A 15,915-nucleotide genomic window follows, 5' to 3' on the forward strand; every position below is an offset into this window, starting at 1 on the left:
CCGTACCTCCATCGGCGCACGTCCGGGCCGCCCTCGGGCTCCTGGACGTGCGCCGCGTTCGTCAGGCCTTCGGTACGACCACGGTGACCGTCCATTCCTGGAGGCCTTTGCAGGACATCCGCGCCGGATCGCTCGGGCACATCGGGCGGGACGAGGTCAGCGTGACCGTTCCCTCCGAGACCGCCCGGTAGGCCGCGGACGCGTCACCCGGCTGGAGGACGATCCCGCCGTTGGTGGCCGCCAGGGCGCCGCCTTCGCTCCTGACGGGTTTCCAGGGCCGTTTGGTGGTGCCGTCCAGCAGGACCCGGATCGTGTCGCCGGGGGCCAGACAGTACGTGCGGCCCGTGTCGGCGGCGCCGAGCTGGGCCGTGGCCTGCGCGCAGCCCGGACCCGAAGGGGTCGGGGACGGCGACGCGGGGCCGTCGGTGGGGGTCGGGGTCGGGGACACGGTGCCGCCGGTGGGGGTCGGGGACGGGGACACGGTGCCGCCGGCGCCCGCGTCGTCTCCGCCCTGCGTTCCGCAGCCCGCGAGCAGCAGGGCCAGGGCGGCGAGGGCGATGGTCCGGGTGTGAGTCGTTCGACGCATGGGGTGGCCTCCTCGGGGGTTGGACGTGCCACCGGCTGATCAGGATCCCTTCCCGGGCACGACGGGGCCCCGGCCGCCTCGGCGACCGGGGCCCCGGTGCGGCTCAGCCGGTCGTGACGGCGGTGTCGTCCACGACGAAGCTGGTCTGGAGCGAGGAGTCCTCGACGCCGCTGAACTTCAGCGTGACGGTCGAGCCGGCGAAGGAGGACAGGTCGAAGCTCTTCTGGGCGTACCCGGAGGCCTTGTTGAGGTTGGAGTAGGTCGCGAGCGTGGTGGAGCCCGCGGTGACGGTGAGCTTGTCGTAGGCCGTGCCGGTGCTGGTCTCGGCCGTGTCGACGTGCAGGTAGAAGGTGAACGTGGCCTTGCAGCCGGACGGGACGGTCACCGACTGGGACAGGGTGTCGGTGTGGGTCGAGCCGTACCCGTCGAGCCAGGCGTCGTACGACCCGGCGTGCGTGGCCTCGCCGGTGTCATTGGTGATGACCCCGCTGGTCTCGCTCCACACGGTGGCGCCCGACTCGAAGCCCTGGTTGCCGAGAAGCTGCGCCGAGGTGCAGGTGCCGCCGCCCGACGTGCTGACGGTCCAGGTGAAGGAGGCGGAGCCGGAGGCGCCGGTGCTGTCCTTGGCCGTGACGGTGGCCGCGTACGTGCCCGCGGTGCTCGCGGTGCCGGAGATCAGACCGGTCGAGCTGTTGATCGACAGGCCGGTCGGGAGTCCGGTCGCGCTGTAGGTGAGGCTCGCGCCCGCGCTGTCGCTCGCCGCCATCTGAAGGCTCACCGAGCCGCCGGTGGCCGTGGACTGGCTGCCCGGGTCGGTGACCGTCACGGTGTTGCCGGTGCTGGTGCCCGAGGCGAAGGCGGCCGTGCCGTTGGGGGTGCCCCAGCCGGTCGGGCCGTCGTAGCCGGTGCCCGCGGTGCAGAAGTACGAGGTGGAGCAGGAGCCGTTGTTGCCGCTGGTCACGTCGTACAGGTTCGCGGTGTGGGAGTAGGGGTACTTCGCCGGGTAGTCGGCGGAGCCCGGGGTGCCGGCCAGCGCGTACACGCCCGCGATGATGGGCGCGGAGGCGCTGGTGCCGCCGTAGACCGCCCAGCCGGAGCCGCCGTAGGTGTCGTAGACCGCCACGCCCGTGGCCGGGTCGGCGACGGCGGAGACGTCGGACTCCATGCGCTTGGCGCAGCCGGTGTCGGTCTGCCAGGACGGCTTGGCGTCGTAGGCGGAGCAGCCGGAGCCGGTGCCCTCGGTGCTGCTGGTCTTCCACACCGACTCGCTCCAGCCGCGGGTGCTGGAGGAGGTGCTCAGCGCGGTGCCGCCGACGGCGGTCACGTACTGGGAGGTCGCCGGGTACTCGGCGCCGTAGGCCTCGTCACCGGAGGAGACGGTGATCGCGACGCCCGGGTGCTTGAAGTACGAGATGTCCTCGCCGGTCTGCGAGGAGGACTCGGAGCCGCCCCAGCTGTTGGAGACGAACTTCGCTCCCAGCGCGACCGCCTCGTTCTCCGCGGCGCCGAGGTCGGAGTCGTTCGCGGAGTTCGCCTCGACGAGGATGATGCTGCAGTTGGGGCAGACGGCGCTGACCATGTCGATGTCGAGCGCCTCCTCACCCGCCCAGCCGGTGTCGTTCGTCGGCAGCGAGGTGGTCGAGCCTGTCTGGCTGACCTGCTTGAAGCAGCCGTTGGCCTTGGTGCAGGCGGACAGGCCGAACTGCGTGCGGTAGGTGGCCAGGTCGGCGGCCGCGTTGGGGTCGTTGTAGGCGTCGACCACGGCGACCGTCATGCCGGAGCCGCCCGTCGAGGGCAGGTTGTAGGCGCTGTGCAGGTTGGCCGGGCTGAGGCCGGACACCGCGGCCGCGGCGTCGGGGGAGACCTTCGCCGCGAGCTTCTGCGCGATGTCGGTGCGCCGTTGGGCGAAGCAGGACATCTGGCCGGGCTCGGCCGCCTCGGCGCACAGGTGCTTGGTCGCGACCTTCTGGCCGGCCCTGCCGGTCGCGTGGACCGTCTGGCGGGCGGGGTCGGTGAGGGACCGGGCGTTCTGGGTGGTGCGCGACACGTGGGGGGCCGGCGCGGGCTGCGCGCTCGCGGGCGGGGCCGCGGTGAACCCGGCGAGGCCGAGTGCCAGGGCGGGGAGGGCGGTGGTGAGGAGTCTTCGCAGGCTCCGGGCCGGTCTGCCGGCGGGTATCGGGCGCTGGGAACGCATGGGGGTGTCGCCTCCATCGGTTCGAGGCCGGTGCCGCTCGGGCCCGGGTGGGGCCGTTCGTGGCGCCATGGCCGGAAGTGGGGTTCTCGGCGCTCTGAAACGGCAGCCTGTGACGCGCGTAGCACGAACAGGGAGGGACACGTCATGGGCATGCCAAATCAGTCGTCCCGGTGTGCCGCGGTGCGTGGCGTGGCGGGACGGCCAGAACGTAACCGGGGGGAACGACGTGCGAACAGCCGTGCCGGAAGAACTTTGCCGCTCCATGGACGGGGATTGACACGGCGATTGGAGGCACGGGGGCAGTACGTGACGAAAGCCGGGCCGCAACGGGCGGCCCGGCTCTCATCGGTGACGGACGGTCAGAGCGACCGGAACCGCCGGAACGGTCAGAAGTCCTCGTCGAAGTCGACGGTGCCCTCCACCGCGACCTGGTACGCGGACGGCCGGCGCTCGAAGAAGTTGGTCAGCTCCTGGACACCCTGGAGCTCCATGAAGGAGAACGGGTTCTCGGAGCCGTACACCGGCGCGAAGCCCAGCCGCTGGAGGCGCTGGTCCGCCACGCACTCCAGGTACTGCCGCATCGAGTCGGTGTTCATGCCCGGCAGGCCCTCGCCGCACAGGTCGCGGCCGAACTGCAGCTCGGCCTCGACGGCCTCGCGCAGCATGTCCGTCACCTGCTCCTGGAGCAGGTCGTCGAACAGGTCCGGCTCCTCCTTGCGGACGGTGTCGACCACCTCGAAGGCGAAGCTCATGTGCATCGTCTCGTCGCGGAACACCCAGTTGGTGCCGGTCGCCAGGCCGTGCAGCAGACCCCGGCTGCGGAACCAGTAGACGTACGCGAAGGCCCCGTAGAAGAAGAGCCCCTCGATGCACGCGGCGAAGCAGATCAGGTTCAGCAGGAAGCGGCGGCGGTCCGCCCTGGTCTCCAGCCGGTCCATCTTCTCGACCGAGTCCATCCACTTGAAGCAGAACTGCGCCTTCTCGCGGATGGAGGGGATGTTCTCGACGGCCGCGAAGGCCGCCGTGCGGTCCTCCGGGTCGGGCAGATAGGTGTCGAGCAGCGTCAGATAGAACTGGACGTGCACGGCCTCCTCGAAGAGCTGACGGCTCAGGTACAGCCGCGCCTCGGGGGAGTTGATGTGCTTGTACAGCGTCAGCACGAGGTTGTTCGCCACGATCGAGTCGCCCGTCGCGAAGAACGCGACCAGCCGGCCGATCATGTGCTGCTCACCCGGCGTCAGCTTCGCGAGGTCGGCGACGTCCGAGTGGAGGTCGACCTCCTCGACGGTCCAGGTGTTCTTGATCGCGTCCCGGTAGCGCTCGTAGAAGTCCGGGTAGCGCATGGGACGCAGGGTGAGTTCGAAGCCCGGGTCGAGCAGGTTTTTCTCGGATGCAGCCTTCTCGGTGGAGCTCATTACTGGCAGGCCTCGCAGGACTCGGGGTTCTCAAGGGAGCAGGCGACGGCGTCGGGGTCGGCGGCCTGCTGGACGGGGATGACGGTCTCGGGTCGCGCCTGCGCCTGGGCCGCGCGGGCGATGCGCGTCGCCGGGCGCGAACGCAGGTAGTACGTCGTCTTCAGGCCCGCCTTCCAGGCGTAGGAGTACATCGAGGAGAGCTTGCCGATGGTCGGCGTCTCCAGGAACAGGTTCAGCGACTGGGCCTGGTCCAGGAACGGGGTGCGGGCGGCGGCCATGTCGATCAGGCCGCGCTGCGGGATCTCCCACGCCGTGCGGTACAGGTCGCGGACGTCCTGCGGGACCCAGGTGAAGCCCTGCACCGAGCCGCTGGACTCGCGCAGCGCCTCACGGGTCTGCGCGTCCCACACGCCGAGCGCCTTCAGCTCGGCCACCAGGTACGAGTTGACCTGGAGGAACTCGCCGGAGAGCGTCTCGCGCTTGAACAGGTTCGACACCTGCGGCTCGATGCACTCGTACACGCCCGCGATCGAGGCGATGGTGGCGGTCGGCGCGATGGCCAGCAGCAGCGAGTTGCGCATGCCGACCGAGGCGATCCGCTCGCGCAGGGCCGCCCAGCGCTCCGGCCAGTTCAGCTCGACGTCGAAGTGGTCCGGGTGCAGGACGCCACGGGCGGTACGGGTCTTCTCCCAGGCGGGGAGCGGTCCGTTGCGCTCGGCCAGGTCCGCGGAGGCCTCGTACGAGGCGAGCATGATCCGCTCGGCGATCCGGGTCGACAGGGCGCGGGCCTCGGGCGAGTCGAACGGGATCCGCAGCTTGAAGAAGACGTCCTGAAGGCCCATCGCGCCGAGGCCGACCGGACGCCATTTGGCGTTGGAGCGGCCCGCCTGCTCGGTCGGGTAGAAGTTGATGTCCACCACGCGGTCGAGGAAGGTCACCGCGGTGCGCACGGTCTGATCGAGCCGCTCCCAGTCGATGTCCCCGCCGGTCACGAACGCGCCCAGGTTGACCGAACCCAGGTTGCAGACCGCCGTCTCCCCGTCGTCCGTGACCTCCAGGATCTCGGTGCACAGGTTCGAGGAGTGGACGGTGTGACCCGGCTCCGCCGTCTGGTTGGCGGTGCGGTTGGCGGCGTCCTTGAAGGTCATCCAGCCGTTGCCGGTCTGCGCGAGGGTGCGCATCATGCGGCCGTACAGATCGCGGGCCTGGATGGTCTTCCGGGCGAGGCCCGCCTCCTCGGCCTTGCGGTAGGCCGCGTCGAACGCGTCGCCCCACAGGTCGACCAGTTCCGGCACGTCGGCCGGGGAGAACAGCGACCAGACGCCGTCCTCGTTCACCCGGCGCATGAACTCGTCCGGGATCCAGTGCGCGAGGTTCAGGTTGTGCGTACGCCGGGCGTCCTCACCGGTGTTGTCGCGCAGCTCAAGGAACTCCTCGATGTCGGAGTGCCAGGTCTCCAGGTAGACCGCCGCCGCACCCTTGCGCCGGCCGCCCTGGTTCACCGCGGCCACCGAGGCGTCGAGCGTCTTCAGGAACGGGACGATGCCGTTGGAGTGCCCGTTGGTGCCGCGGATCAGCGAACCGCGGCTGCGGATGCGGGAGTACGACAGGCCGATGCCGCCCGCGTGCTTCGACAGGCGAGCCACCTGGTGGTAGCGGTCGTAGATGGAGTCCAGCTCGTCCAGCGGGGAGTCGAGGAGGTAGCAGGACGACATCTGGGGGTGCCGCGTACCGGAGTTGAAGAGCGTGGGGGAGGAGGGCAGGTAGTCGAGACGGCTCATGAGCCGGTAGAGAGCCGCGACCTCGTCCACCGAACGGGCGGTGTCGTCCTCCGCGAGACCGGAGGCCACCCGCAGCATGAAGTGCTGGGGCGTCTCTACGACCTTGCGGGTGATCGGGTGCCGCAGCAGATAGCGGGAGTGCAGCGTGCGCAGTCCGAAGTAGCCGAAGCGGTCGTCGCCCTCGGCGTCGATCAGCGTGTCGAGACGGTCCGTGTGCAGCTCCACGAACGCGGCCGTACGGTCGGCGATCAGGCCTTCGCGGTGGCCGACGGCGACCGACTCGGAGAAGGTGGTGACGCCCTGGGAGGCGGCCTCCGCGGCGATGGTGATCGCGAGCAGACGGGCGGCCAGCCGCGAGTAGGCGGGGTCCTCGGAGATGAGACCCGCGGCCGCCTCGGTGGCCAGTTCGCGCAGCTCGGCCTCGTCGGCGCGGGCGGACCGGCCGCGCAGCGCCGCCCCGGCGACCCGGCCGGGGTCGGCGTCGGGGAGGTCGGCGGTCAGATCCGTCAGGGTCCGCAGCAGCGCGGTCCCGGGACCGTCGGTCTCCACCGGGGCCTGCGGCGCGGTCACTGAAGCCGGATCGGCTGGCGCGATGGTCACGTGGGCTCTCCTCGCTCGGCACGGGGCCTTGCGGGCGGGCAGGGGCACACGGGAGCGCTTTCGGGCAGCAGCGCACCGCGTCCACCGGCCCATTCCGCGAGGCCCGGACGTCGTCGGCACCCGGGCCGGACGGCCGGGGCGCGCTGTCGGCAGGTCCTCGGACTGACGCGAGTACGGGCACACGCAGACGCGAACACGCACAAGTACACCGTTGCGGGACAGTTCCGGATTCGCACCGGATTCCCCTGCGGCGACAGCGACCATGAGCATACATCTTGTGCCGGGCCTCGGGACTGCCCCCACATGTTGTGTCCGCTCGGTGTCCGAGAGCGCTACGGAGCGTGCCGGAACGTCAACTCGTAAGTGAGCAGCCGGATGTCGTCGAGCTCCGGAAGGGGGTTCCAGTCGCGGTCCGGGGTGCGGGTGAAGCCGACGCGCTCGTAGAGGCGGTGGGCGCTGTGCATGGTGCGCTGGGTGGACAGCACGAGGCGCGCGCAGCCCTCCAGGGCCCGTGCCCGTGCGACGCAGGCGCGCACGAGGGCCTCACCGGCGCCCCGGCCACGCGCCTCCCGCGCGACCGCGAGCATCCGGATCTCGGCCTCACCGTCGCGCGCCGAGTCGGCCATGGGGCCGCCGTCCGCCGCGAAGGTCACAGTGCCGAGCACCCGGTCCCCCTCGGCGGCGACGAGCACCTCGGCGACGGCCGCGCGCCCCGCGACGTCCCGCAGCCTTCCGAGGTACGCGTCGCTCTCCCCGAAGTCGAGCAGCCCGTCCCCGAGGTAGGCACGGGCCGCGATCTCGCCGATGACGGGGTACTCCTCGGGCCGTGCCGGCCGGATGACGATGTCCATGCGGGCGAGTGTGCCCGACCGGCACGGCGACGGGCCGCCGGTTTTCCTCCGGCGGCCCGTCGTTCTGTGGCTGTCGCGAGAGCCGGCCCGCGGGCCTGCGTGACCCACAGGTCCGGGCCTGTGGGCCGGGACCGGTCCCGGCGTCTCCTAGTGGCTCGCGTCCGCCGTCGCCGGCGGGAGTTCCGTCTCGACGCCCGTGTCGCCCGCGTCGGCCGTGTAGTCACCGGGCGAGGTCTCGTCCACGCCCTCCGGGGCCTTGAGCGCCCTGAGGACGAAGGTCAGGACGACGGTCACGGCCACGTTCAGGACGAACGCCGTCAGACCGATGTAGCCGATCTCCCCGATGCCGGGGATCTCCTTCGAGCTGCCGCCGAAGTGCTTCTGCGTCGGGGAGGCCACCCCGTAGGCGGCGATCGTGCCGTACAGCATGCCGACCGCCCAGCCGCCCAACAGCGCCCAGCGGTGGAACCAGCGGGTGAAGAGACCGCCCACCAGCGAGGGGAACGTCTGGAGGATCCAGATGCCGCCCAGCAACTGGAAGTTGATGGCGACGGTCTTGTCCATGGTCAGGACGAAGACCAGCGCGCCCACCTTCACCAGCAGCGAGACCAGCTTCGAGACCCGGGTCTCCTGCCGTGGGGTCGCGGCCGGGTTGATGAAGTCCTTGTAGATGTTGCGGGTGAAGAGATTCGCGGCCGCGATCGACATGATGGCCGCCGGGACGAGCGCGCCGATGCCGATGGCGGCGAAGGCGACGCCCGCGAACCAGTCGGGGAACATGTTCTCGAAGAGCTGGGGGATGGCGAGCTGGCCGTTGGTGACCTTCACGCCCGCCGCGATCGCCATGAACCCGAGCAGGGCGAGCAGGCCCAGCATCAGCGAGTACAGCGGCAGGATCGTCGTGTTGCGGCGGATCACCTCCCGGCTGCGGCCGGACAGCGTCGCGGTGACCGAGTGCGGGTACATGAACAGCGCCAGCGCCGAGCCGAGCGCGAGGGTGGCGTACGTCCACTGGCCCGCCTCGGCGGGGACGATCCCGCCGGCGCCCGCGGCCGTGTACTTGGCGCCCGCCGCCTTGAAGATCTCGTCGAAGCCGCCCAGCTTGATCGGGATGTAGATGATGGCCACCGCGATCACGATGTAGATCAGGGTGTCCTTCACGAACGCGATCAGCGCGGGGGCCCGGAGCCCCGAGGAGTAGGTGTACGCGGCCAGCACGCCGAAGGCGATGAGCAGCGGCAGGTCCTTGACGAACCAGTTGGTGCTGTCGCCGCCGCCCACGCCCATCACGTCCAGGACGGCCTGGATGCCGACGAGTTGGAGCGCGATGTACGGCATGGTGGCGAGGATGCCCGTGACGGCCACGGCGAGGGACAGGCCCTTGGAGCCGAAGCGGCCGCGCACGAAGTCCGAGGTCGTCACATAGCCGTGCCGGTGGGAGACCGACCACAGGCGGGGCAGGAAGGTGAAGATCAGCGGATAGACCAGGATCGTGTACGGCACCGCGAAGAAGCCGGCCGCGCCCGCCGCGTAGATCGCCGCCGGCACGGCGACGAAGGTGTACGCCGTGTAGAGGTCGCCGCCGAGCAGGAACCAGGTCACCCAGGTGCCGAAGGACCGTCCGCCCAGGCCCCATTCGTCGAGGGTGTGCTCGTCGGCGGCCCTGCGCCAGCGGGCGGCCAGGAAGCCCATGACCGTGACGGCCAGGAAGAAGAAGATGAAGACGCCGAGAGCGACGCCGTTCACACCGTCGTTCACGCTCCCGCACCCCCCTTCGCGGAGGTGCGGGCCCGCTGGTCACGCCGCCACAACTGGTAGGCGATCACCGTCAGCAGGGTGGAGAGGGGTACCCACAGCAGTTGGTACCAGTAGAAGAACGGGACACCGATGAACGCCGGGTCGGTCTTCGTGTAGGAGCCGACCCACAGCATCGCCACGAAGGGCGCGAGCAGACAGAGGGCGATCACCACGCGTACCGGTGTCACCACTGGTGGTTTCACTTCGGGTAGGTCTGACATCGTGCGACTCCGTCCCCTCGTCGATCACCTGGGTAACGCGCAGGCAATCTAGGGGACGGTCCGGCTTTAGGGAACACCGCAGCACGGCGGCCGGTGTGGAGGGTTGGTGTCGGGCACGGGGACGTGCCCCGTGCCCGTGGAGTGCCCGGTGCCGCTCAGTCCTGCGGGCGCTTGAGGCGGGCGACGAACTTGTACCGGTCGCCCCGGTACACCGAGCGCACCCATTCCACCGGCTCGCCCTGCCGGTCGAGGGAGTGGCGGGAGAGCATCAGCATGGGCAGGCCCACGTCGGTGCCGAGCAGTCCGGCCTCGCGCGGGGTGGCCAGCGAGGTCTCGATGGTCTCCTCGGCCTCGGCGAGGTGGACGTCGTACACCTCGGCCAGGGCGGTGTAGAGAGAGGTGTACTTGACCAGCGACCTGCGCAGGGCGGGGAAACGCTTGGCGGAGAGGTGGGTCGTCTCGATGGCCATGGGCTCGCCGCTCGCGAGGCGCAGCCGCTCGATGCGCAGCACCCGGCCGCCGGCGGAGATGTCGAGCAGACCGGCGAGGGCGTCGTCCGCGGTGATGTAGCCGATGTCCAGGAGCTGCGAGGTCGGTTCGAGACCCTGGGCGCGCATGTCCTCGGTGTACGAGGTCAGTTGGAGCGCCTGGGAGACCTTCGGCTTGGCGACGAAGGTGCCCTTGCCCTGGATGCGTTCGAGGCGCCCTTCGACGACCAGCTCCTGAAGGGCCTGCCGCACCGTGGTGCGCGAGGTGTCGAACTCGGCGGCGAGGGTGCGCTCCGGCGGTACCGGCGTACCGGGCGGCAGCGTCTCCGTCATGTCGAGCAGGTGCTTCTTCAGGCGGTAGTACTTGGGCACGCGCGCGGTACGGATGGGTGCCCCACCCTCGTTCTCCGCACTGCTGACGTCGGTGCTCATGCTCTGCCTTCCCGGCTCCGGATGCCGAAGCGACCGCCATGTCGTCGGCCACGGCTCACATCGTGGCACGGCTCGTCGTGCGGGTGTTCCCCGCACGCTCCGTGATCCCCTCTATATACCCTCGGCGTACCTGTTGGTCTAGTCCATCGCGGGCAGACGGTGCCGTCGAACTCGGCGCGGACAGGCCGGAAACGGTTCCTTCGCAGGCCGCGAACGGGTCCGTAATTTGTGCCGCTTGGCTACTTAAAGGTCCTTGCATATGTAGGTCCCATAACGGCCGACTGGACGGGCTTACACACCCTTGACACCCCCCTAGGTCTAGGCCAAGCTCCCGGTACTGGTCTACACCATTGGTCCAGTCCCGGCCCCACGGGCGGTACACGGCGTTTGTCACCGCGGGGAGCAGGGGGGTTTGTGGCATCCCTGAGGAGGGTGGCGTGAAGCGCAAGCTGATAGCCGCGATCGGTATCGCGGGCATGATGTTCTCCGTCGCGGCGTGTGGCAACGACGACAAGTCCGGGGGGTCGGACAAGGGCGCGGACGCCAAGGAGCTGACGGTCTGGCTCACGGTCGACGCGCAGAACAACTGGCCCGAGCTGGTCAAGCAGGCGGACGCGGCGATCGAGGCGAAGCACCCCGGCATCAAGATCAAGCACGAGTACTACGGCTGGCCGGACAAGAACACCAAGCTCGACGCGGTCCTCGCCACCGACAAGGCGCCGGACGTGGTCGAGATGGGCAACACCGAGATGCTCGGCTACATGGTCAAGGGCGCCTTCGCTCCCCTTGACGCGTCGAAGTTCGACAACTCGACCGCGTGGCTCGACGGGCTCAAGGAGTCCGTGACCTACGACGGCAAGACCTACGGCGTGCCGTACTACGCCGGTGGCCGTGTCGGCAACTGGCGCAAGGACATCGCCGCCTCGGCCGGCGTGAAGTCCACGCCGAAGACGTACGCGGAGCTCACCGCCGACCTGGACAAGATCCAGAAGAAGCAGGGCGGCAAGTTCAGCGCCTGGTACCAGCCCACCCGTGACTGGTACGCGGCCATGTCCTTCGTCTACGACGCCGGCGGCTCCATCGCGAAGGAGGAGGGCGGCCAGTGGAAGGCCAACCTCTCCTCGGCCGAGTCGGTTAAGGGCCTCAACGAGTTCAAGACCATCGTCGACAAGTACATGCACGGCGACAAGACCAAGGACGAGTCCGACCGTTACATCGTCTACGGCCAGGGCAAGTCGGGCATGATCTTCGGTGCCGCCTGGGAGGGCGCGACCGCCGAGGACCCGAAGAGCGACAAGACCGGCAAGCTCAAGGGCAACCTCGAGAACTTCGTGATGCCCGGCCCGTCCGGCAAGAACCTCCCGGTCTTCCTGGGCGGCTCCGACCTCGCCGTCCCGGTGAAGTCGAAGGCGCAGGCCGTCGCCGCCGAGTGGATCAACGCGTTCACCGGCGCCAAGGGCCAGAAGCTCCTGATGGGCAAGGGCAACCTGCCCAACAACAAGACCGACCTGGTCAGCCTCCAGAGCGACCCGAAGACGGCCGTCCCGGCGACCGCCGCCGAGTCGAGCTGGTTCGTCCCGATGGCGCCGGGCTGGGGCCAGGTCGAGAAGGCCCAGGTCCTGCAGACCATGCTGCAGAACATCGGCACCGGCAAGAAGTCCGTCGCGGACGCCGCGAAGGAAGCGGACGCCGCGATCGACAAGGTCATCAACACCAAGTGACCTGAGAGCAGGGCCCCGTCGGTCCTCCTTCGCGGAGGGGCGGGGCCCTGCCTCCCGTACGGCCCGGCCGGGGTCTCACCCCCTGACGCCCGGCCGTGCGGGCCTTCGCTTTCGAGCCTTCGCTTTCGTACGACCTGAGGGACCGCTGAGGAGCGCGCGATGAGTGCCGCAGACACGACCACCCCTGCCAAGAAGGTGCCGCCACCGCGGCAGGCACCACCACCGGCCGTCGCGAAGGCGCCACGCGCCAGGCGGACCGCGGGCGCGGCGGCGGCCCCCTGGGCCCTGCTCGCCCCGTGTCTGCTGATCCTCGCGCTCGTCCTCGGCTATCCGCTGGTGCGCCTGGTCACGCTCTCCTTCCAGAAGTTCGGGCAGTCCCAGCTCTGGGGCTTCCAGCCGGCCGAGTCGGTCGGCCTCGACAACTTCACGAAGGTGCTCTCGGACGACGAGTTCTGGCAGGTGGTCGTCCGGACCGTCCTCTTCGCCGGCGGGGCCGTCGTCTTCACGATGGTCATCGGCATGCTGATCGCGCTGCTGCTGCAGCGGGTCTCCGGCTGGGTCAAGACACTGGTCAACATCGCGCTGGTGGCGAGCTGGGGCATGCCCATCATCGTGGCCACCACGGTCTTCAAGTGGCTCTTCGACTCCGACTACGGCGTCTTCAACGCGCTGCTCAGCAAGCTGCCCGGCGTCGACATGGTCGGCCACAACTGGTTCGCCAGCGGATGGCAGGGCCTGGGCGTGATCATGCTCCTGGTCGTCTGGGGCGCGGTGCCCTTCGTGGTCATCACGCTCAGCGCGGGACTCACCCAGGTCCCCGCCGAGCTGGAGGAGGCCGCACGGCTCGACGGCGCGGGTTCCTGGGGCGTCTTCCGCCATGTCACGATCCCGATCCTCAAGCCGATCATCGTCATGCTGACGACCCTCTCCGTCATCTGGGACATGGGCGTCTTCCCGCAGGTCTTCGTCATGCGGGGCGGCCACCCGGAGGCGGAGTTCCAGCTCCTCACCACGTACTCGTACGACCGCGCCTTCGTCGTCAACGACTACGCGCAGGGCTCGGCGATCGCCGTGCTCACCGTGCTGCTGCTCCTCGGCGTGGTGGCCGTGTACATGCGTCAGATGCTCCAGATCGGAGAGGTCGAATGAGTGCCGTCGCCACGTCCGGGCGTACGTCCGCCACGGGGCGGAAGTCCTCCGGGCCCCGCAAGTCCAAGCTCGGCTGGAACCTGCTCGGTCTGCTCGTCTTCCTCACCGCGGGCTTCCCCGTCTACTGGATGCTCAACACGGCGATCAAGCCGGCCAAGGACGCGATCGACCCCGATCCGAGCCTGTTCCCCACCGGGTTCACGCTCGACAACTTCCGCCGCGCGTTCGACATCGCCGACTTCTGGGGCCCGGTGGGCCGCAGCCTGATCGTCTCCCTCGCGGTGGTCGTGATCGGCATCGCCGTCGGGATGCTGGCCGCGCTGGCCATCTCCCGCTTCGCCTTCCGCGGCCGCAAGGTCGTGATCGTGGGCATCCTCGCGGTGCAGATGATCCCGCTCGTCGCCATGATCATCCCGGTCTTCCTGCTGCTGAACGACCTGGACCAGTACGACAAGCTCTCCGGTCTGATCATCACCTACCTGACCTTCATCCTTCCCTTCACGGTGTGGACGCTGCGCGGCTTCATCGTCAACATCCCGAAGGAGCTGGAGGAGGCGGCGATGGTCGACGGATGCAGCCGCACGAGCGCCTTCATCCGCGTGGTCTTCCCGCTGCTGGCCCCCGGCATGGTCGCGACGTCCGTCTACGCCTTCATCCAGGCATGGAACGAATACCTCTACGCCCTCATGCTGCTGAGCCAGCAGAACCAGACGGCCACCGTCTGGCTCGGCAACTTCACCACCAAGCACGGCACCGAGTACGCCCCGATGATGGCCGGAGCCACCATGATGGCCGTGCCGATCGTCGTCCTGTTCCTCCTCGTCCAGCGCAAGATGGCCGCGGGTCTGACCGCGGGCGCCGTGAAGGGATAACGCCACCCGATGACGACATTCGCCAGCGGTACAGACACCCTGACGCGCGACGCCCTGACCGTGCTCCAGCCCGGGTTCACCGGGACCACGGCTCCGGACTGGCTGCTCCGCCGCCTCGGTGAAGGCCTCGCCTCCGTCGGCCTGTTCGGCCGCAACATCGCCTCGCCAGAACAACTGGCAGCCCTGACCGCCCAGTTGCGTGCCGAACGTGACGACGTCCTGGTCGCCATCGACGAGGAGGGCGGTGACGTCACCCGACTGGAGGTGCGCACCGGGTCCTCCTTCCCCGGCAACCACGCGCTGGGCGCCGTCGACGACGTGGTGCTCACCGAGGAGGTCGCCCGCGAACTCGGCCGCCGACTGGCCGCGTGCGGGGTGAACCTCAACTGGGCGCCGTCCGCCGACGTGAACTCCAACCCCGCCAACCCGGTCATCGGCGTACGGTCCTTCGGTGCCGACACCGGCCTGGTGGCCCGGCACACGGCCGCCTACGTCACCGGCCTCCAGGCCGCCGGCGTCGCTGCCTGCACCAAGCACTTCCCGGGCCACGGGGACACCGCGGTGGACTCCCACCACGCCCTGCCGCGCATCGACGCGGACCTGTCGGTCCTCCACTCCCGCGAGCTCGTCCCCTTCCGGGCCGCCATCGCCGCGGGGAGCCGGGCCGTGATGAGCGCGCACATCCTCGTCCCGGCCCTGGACCCGGACCGCCCGGCCACCCTCTCCCGCCGCATCCTCACGGGCCTGCTGCGCGAGGAACTCGGCTACGACGGCCTCATCGTCACCGACGGCATGGAGATGCAGGCCATCGCGGCGACGTACGGCATCGAGCGGGGCAGCGTGCTGGCGATCGCGGCCGGCGCCGACGCCATCTGCGTCGGCGGCGGACTGGCGGACGACGACACCGTGCGCCGGCTGCGGGACGCCCTGGTCTCCGCCGTCCGGGCCGGCGAGCTTCCCGAGGAACGCCTCGCGGACGCGGCGAACCGGGTGCGGGCCCTGGCCGAGTGGACGGCCGAGGCCTCAGCGGCCCGGAAGGCCTCCCCGGCCCTCCCGGGCCCGGCGGTCCTCTCGTCCACGAATGGCTTGAACGGCTCGAACGGCTCGAACACCTCGGGCGGTACGGGTGGTGCGAGCGGTACAAGTGGCGTGAACGGTACGGGCGGTACGGGTGTCATCGGCGGTGCGAACGGTACAGCCGGTCCGGGTGGTACGGGCAGCTCGGACGGCGCGGTCGGTCCGGACGGTGCCGGTGACACCACGGCGGCGCGAGCGGCCGACGTGGGTCTGGTCGCCGCGCGGCGCGCGCTGACCCTGACCCGCTCCGCCTCGTACACCCCGCTCACCGAGGCACCCTTCGTCGCCGCGCTCACCCCGGTCGCGAACATCGCCGTCGGCGACGAGACCCCCTGGGGCGTGGCTGCGGAGCTGGCCCGGCTGCTTCCCGGCACCGAGACCGGCAGCTTCGCCGGCGAGGACGCGGCATCCTCGGCGCTCGCGGCCGCCGGCGGGCGGCCCCTCGTCGCGGTCGTCCGCGACGAGCACCGTCACCCCTGGATGGCGGCCGCCCTCGACACGCTGCTCACCTCCCGCCCCGACACCGTCGTGGTCGAGATGGGCGTCCCCCAGTCGGCGCCCCGCGGGGCCCTGCACATCGCCACCCACGGCGCGGCGCGGGTGTGCGGCCAGGCGGCGGCGGAGGTCATCGCGGGCGCCTAGATCCGCCTACGGGCCACACGTACCGGTGCCGGGCACTCCGCGGGGGGGAGTGCCCGGCACCGGTACGTCGTGGCCCGTGGCCCGTGGCC

At 70.1% G+C, this 15,915-nt stretch carries 12 protein-coding genes and 1 riboswitch; of the genes, 4 read left to right on the forward strand and 8 right to left on the reverse strand.

The features are described 5' to 3' along the window. Positions 1–61: 61 nt before the first annotated feature. From ACIQ7M_RS16710 to ACIQ7M_RS16745, 8 genes are all read right to left on the reverse strand, one after another. Positions 62–586 (reverse strand): hypothetical protein, encoded by a 525-nt coding sequence (locus ACIQ7M_RS16710; protein WP_403644408.1) that lies wholly within the window; start codon positions 584–586, stop codon positions 62–64. Between the two features lie 103 nt (positions 587–689). Next, on the reverse strand, positions 690–2,780 hold the full coding sequence (locus tag ACIQ7M_RS16715; RefSeq protein WP_403644411.1) for a putative Ig domain-containing protein: 2,091 nt from the start codon (positions 2,778–2,780) through the stop codon (positions 690–692). 386 nt (positions 2,781–3,166) lie between these two features. Next, the gene (locus ACIQ7M_RS16720; protein ID WP_403644414.1) at positions 3,167–4,195 is read right to left on the reverse strand and encodes a ribonucleotide-diphosphate reductase subunit beta; all 1,029 of its coding nucleotides are present in this window, start codon (positions 4,193–4,195) and stop codon (positions 3,167–3,169) included. Then, entirely contained in the window at positions 4,195–6,576 is a 2,382-nt protein-coding gene (locus ACIQ7M_RS16725) for a ribonucleoside-diphosphate reductase subunit alpha (protein WP_355774814.1), read from the reverse strand. Before ACIQ7M_RS16725 ends, ACIQ7M_RS16720 begins: the two co-directional genes overlap by 1 nt. A 130-nt stretch (positions 6,577–6,706) precedes the next feature. Further along, positions 6,707–6,856: riboswitch (cobalamin riboswitch) on the reverse strand. A gap of 52 nt (positions 6,857–6,908) precedes the next feature. Beyond that, a complete protein-coding gene (locus ACIQ7M_RS16730) occupies positions 6,909–7,427 on the reverse strand; it encodes a GNAT family N-acetyltransferase (RefSeq protein WP_403644418.1) in 519 nt (172 codons plus the stop codon). 147 nt (positions 7,428–7,574) lie between these two features. Next, on the reverse strand, positions 7,575–9,185 hold the full coding sequence (gene mctP, locus ACIQ7M_RS16735; RefSeq protein ID WP_355774136.1) for a monocarboxylate uptake permease MctP: 1,611 nt from the start codon (positions 9,183–9,185) through the stop codon (positions 7,575–7,577). Then, entirely contained in the window at positions 9,182–9,445 is a 264-nt protein-coding gene (locus tag ACIQ7M_RS16740) for a DUF3311 domain-containing protein (RefSeq protein WP_403644423.1), read from the reverse strand. Before ACIQ7M_RS16740 ends, mctP begins: the two co-directional genes overlap by 4 nt. 155 nt (positions 9,446–9,600) lie before the next feature. Next, on the reverse strand, positions 9,601–10,365 hold the full coding sequence (locus ACIQ7M_RS16745; RefSeq protein WP_103554145.1) for a GntR family transcriptional regulator: 765 nt from the start codon (positions 10,363–10,365) through the stop codon (positions 9,601–9,603). Positions 10,366–10,802: 437 nt separating this feature from the next. On the opposite strand from ACIQ7M_RS16745, the gene ACIQ7M_RS16750 reads away from it, so the two are divergent. From ACIQ7M_RS16750 to ACIQ7M_RS16765, 4 genes are all read left to right on the forward strand, one after another. Then, on the forward strand, positions 10,803–12,086 hold the full coding sequence (locus ACIQ7M_RS16750; protein WP_355774143.1) for an extracellular solute-binding protein: 1,284 nt from the start codon (positions 10,803–10,805) through the stop codon (positions 12,084–12,086). A 159-nt stretch (positions 12,087–12,245) separates the two neighbouring features. Next, positions 12,246–13,235 carry a carbohydrate ABC transporter permease gene (locus tag ACIQ7M_RS16755; protein ID WP_384790449.1) on the forward strand — a complete coding sequence of 330 codons (990 nt, stop codon included), beginning with the start codon at positions 12,246–12,248 and terminating at the stop codon, positions 13,233–13,235. Further along, positions 13,232–14,107 (forward strand): carbohydrate ABC transporter permease, encoded by an 876-nt coding sequence (locus ACIQ7M_RS16760; RefSeq protein WP_355774148.1) that lies wholly within the window; start codon positions 13,232–13,234, stop codon positions 14,105–14,107. The genes ACIQ7M_RS16755 and ACIQ7M_RS16760 overlap by 4 nt, the downstream gene beginning before the upstream one ends. Before the next feature lie 9 nt (positions 14,108–14,116). Further along, positions 14,117–15,826, forward strand: coding sequence for a glycoside hydrolase family 3 protein (locus tag ACIQ7M_RS16765; protein WP_403644429.1), 1,710 nt, complete (start codon positions 14,117–14,119; stop codon positions 15,824–15,826). The last annotated feature ends 89 nt before the right edge of the window (positions 15,827–15,915 follow it).

This window comes from Streptomyces sp. NPDC096324 (assembly GCF_044763015.1).
In the GTDB taxonomy this organism is placed as follows: Bacteria; Actinomycetota; Actinomycetes; order Streptomycetales; family Streptomycetaceae; genus Streptomyces.

Excerpts from the sequence above, each read along its gene's own strand:
- ACIQ7M_RS16755 (WP_384790449.1), top strand. The coding sequence starts at position 12,246 with ATGAGTGCCGCAGACACGACCACCCCTGCCAAGAAGGTGCCGCCACCG.
- ACIQ7M_RS16760 (WP_355774148.1), top strand. The coding sequence starts at position 13,232 with ATGAGTGCCGTCGCCACGTCCGGGCGTACGTCCGCCACGGGGCGGAAG.
- ACIQ7M_RS16765 (WP_403644429.1), top strand. The coding sequence starts at position 14,117 with ATGACGACATTCGCCAGCGGTACAGACACCCTGACGCGCGACGCCCTG.
- ACIQ7M_RS16720 (WP_403644414.1), bottom strand. The coding sequence starts at position 4,195 with ATGAGCTCCACCGAGAAGGCTGCATCCGAGAAAAACCTGCTCGACCCG.
- ACIQ7M_RS16710 (WP_403644408.1), bottom strand. The coding sequence starts at position 586 with ATGCGTCGAACGACTCACACCCGGACCATCGCCCTCGCCGCCCTGGCC.
- ACIQ7M_RS16730 (WP_403644418.1), bottom strand. The coding sequence starts at position 7,427 with ATGGACATCGTCATCCGGCCGGCACGGCCCGAGGAGTACCCCGTCATC.
- ACIQ7M_RS16740 (WP_403644423.1), bottom strand. The coding sequence starts at position 9,445 with ATGTCAGACCTACCCGAAGTGAAACCACCAGTGGTGACACCGGTACGC.
- ACIQ7M_RS16715 (WP_403644411.1), bottom strand. The coding sequence starts at position 2,780 with ATGCGTTCCCAGCGCCCGATACCCGCCGGCAGACCGGCCCGGAGCCTG.
- ACIQ7M_RS16745 (WP_103554145.1), bottom strand. The coding sequence starts at position 10,365 with ATGAGCACCGACGTCAGCAGTGCGGAGAACGAGGGTGGGGCACCCATC.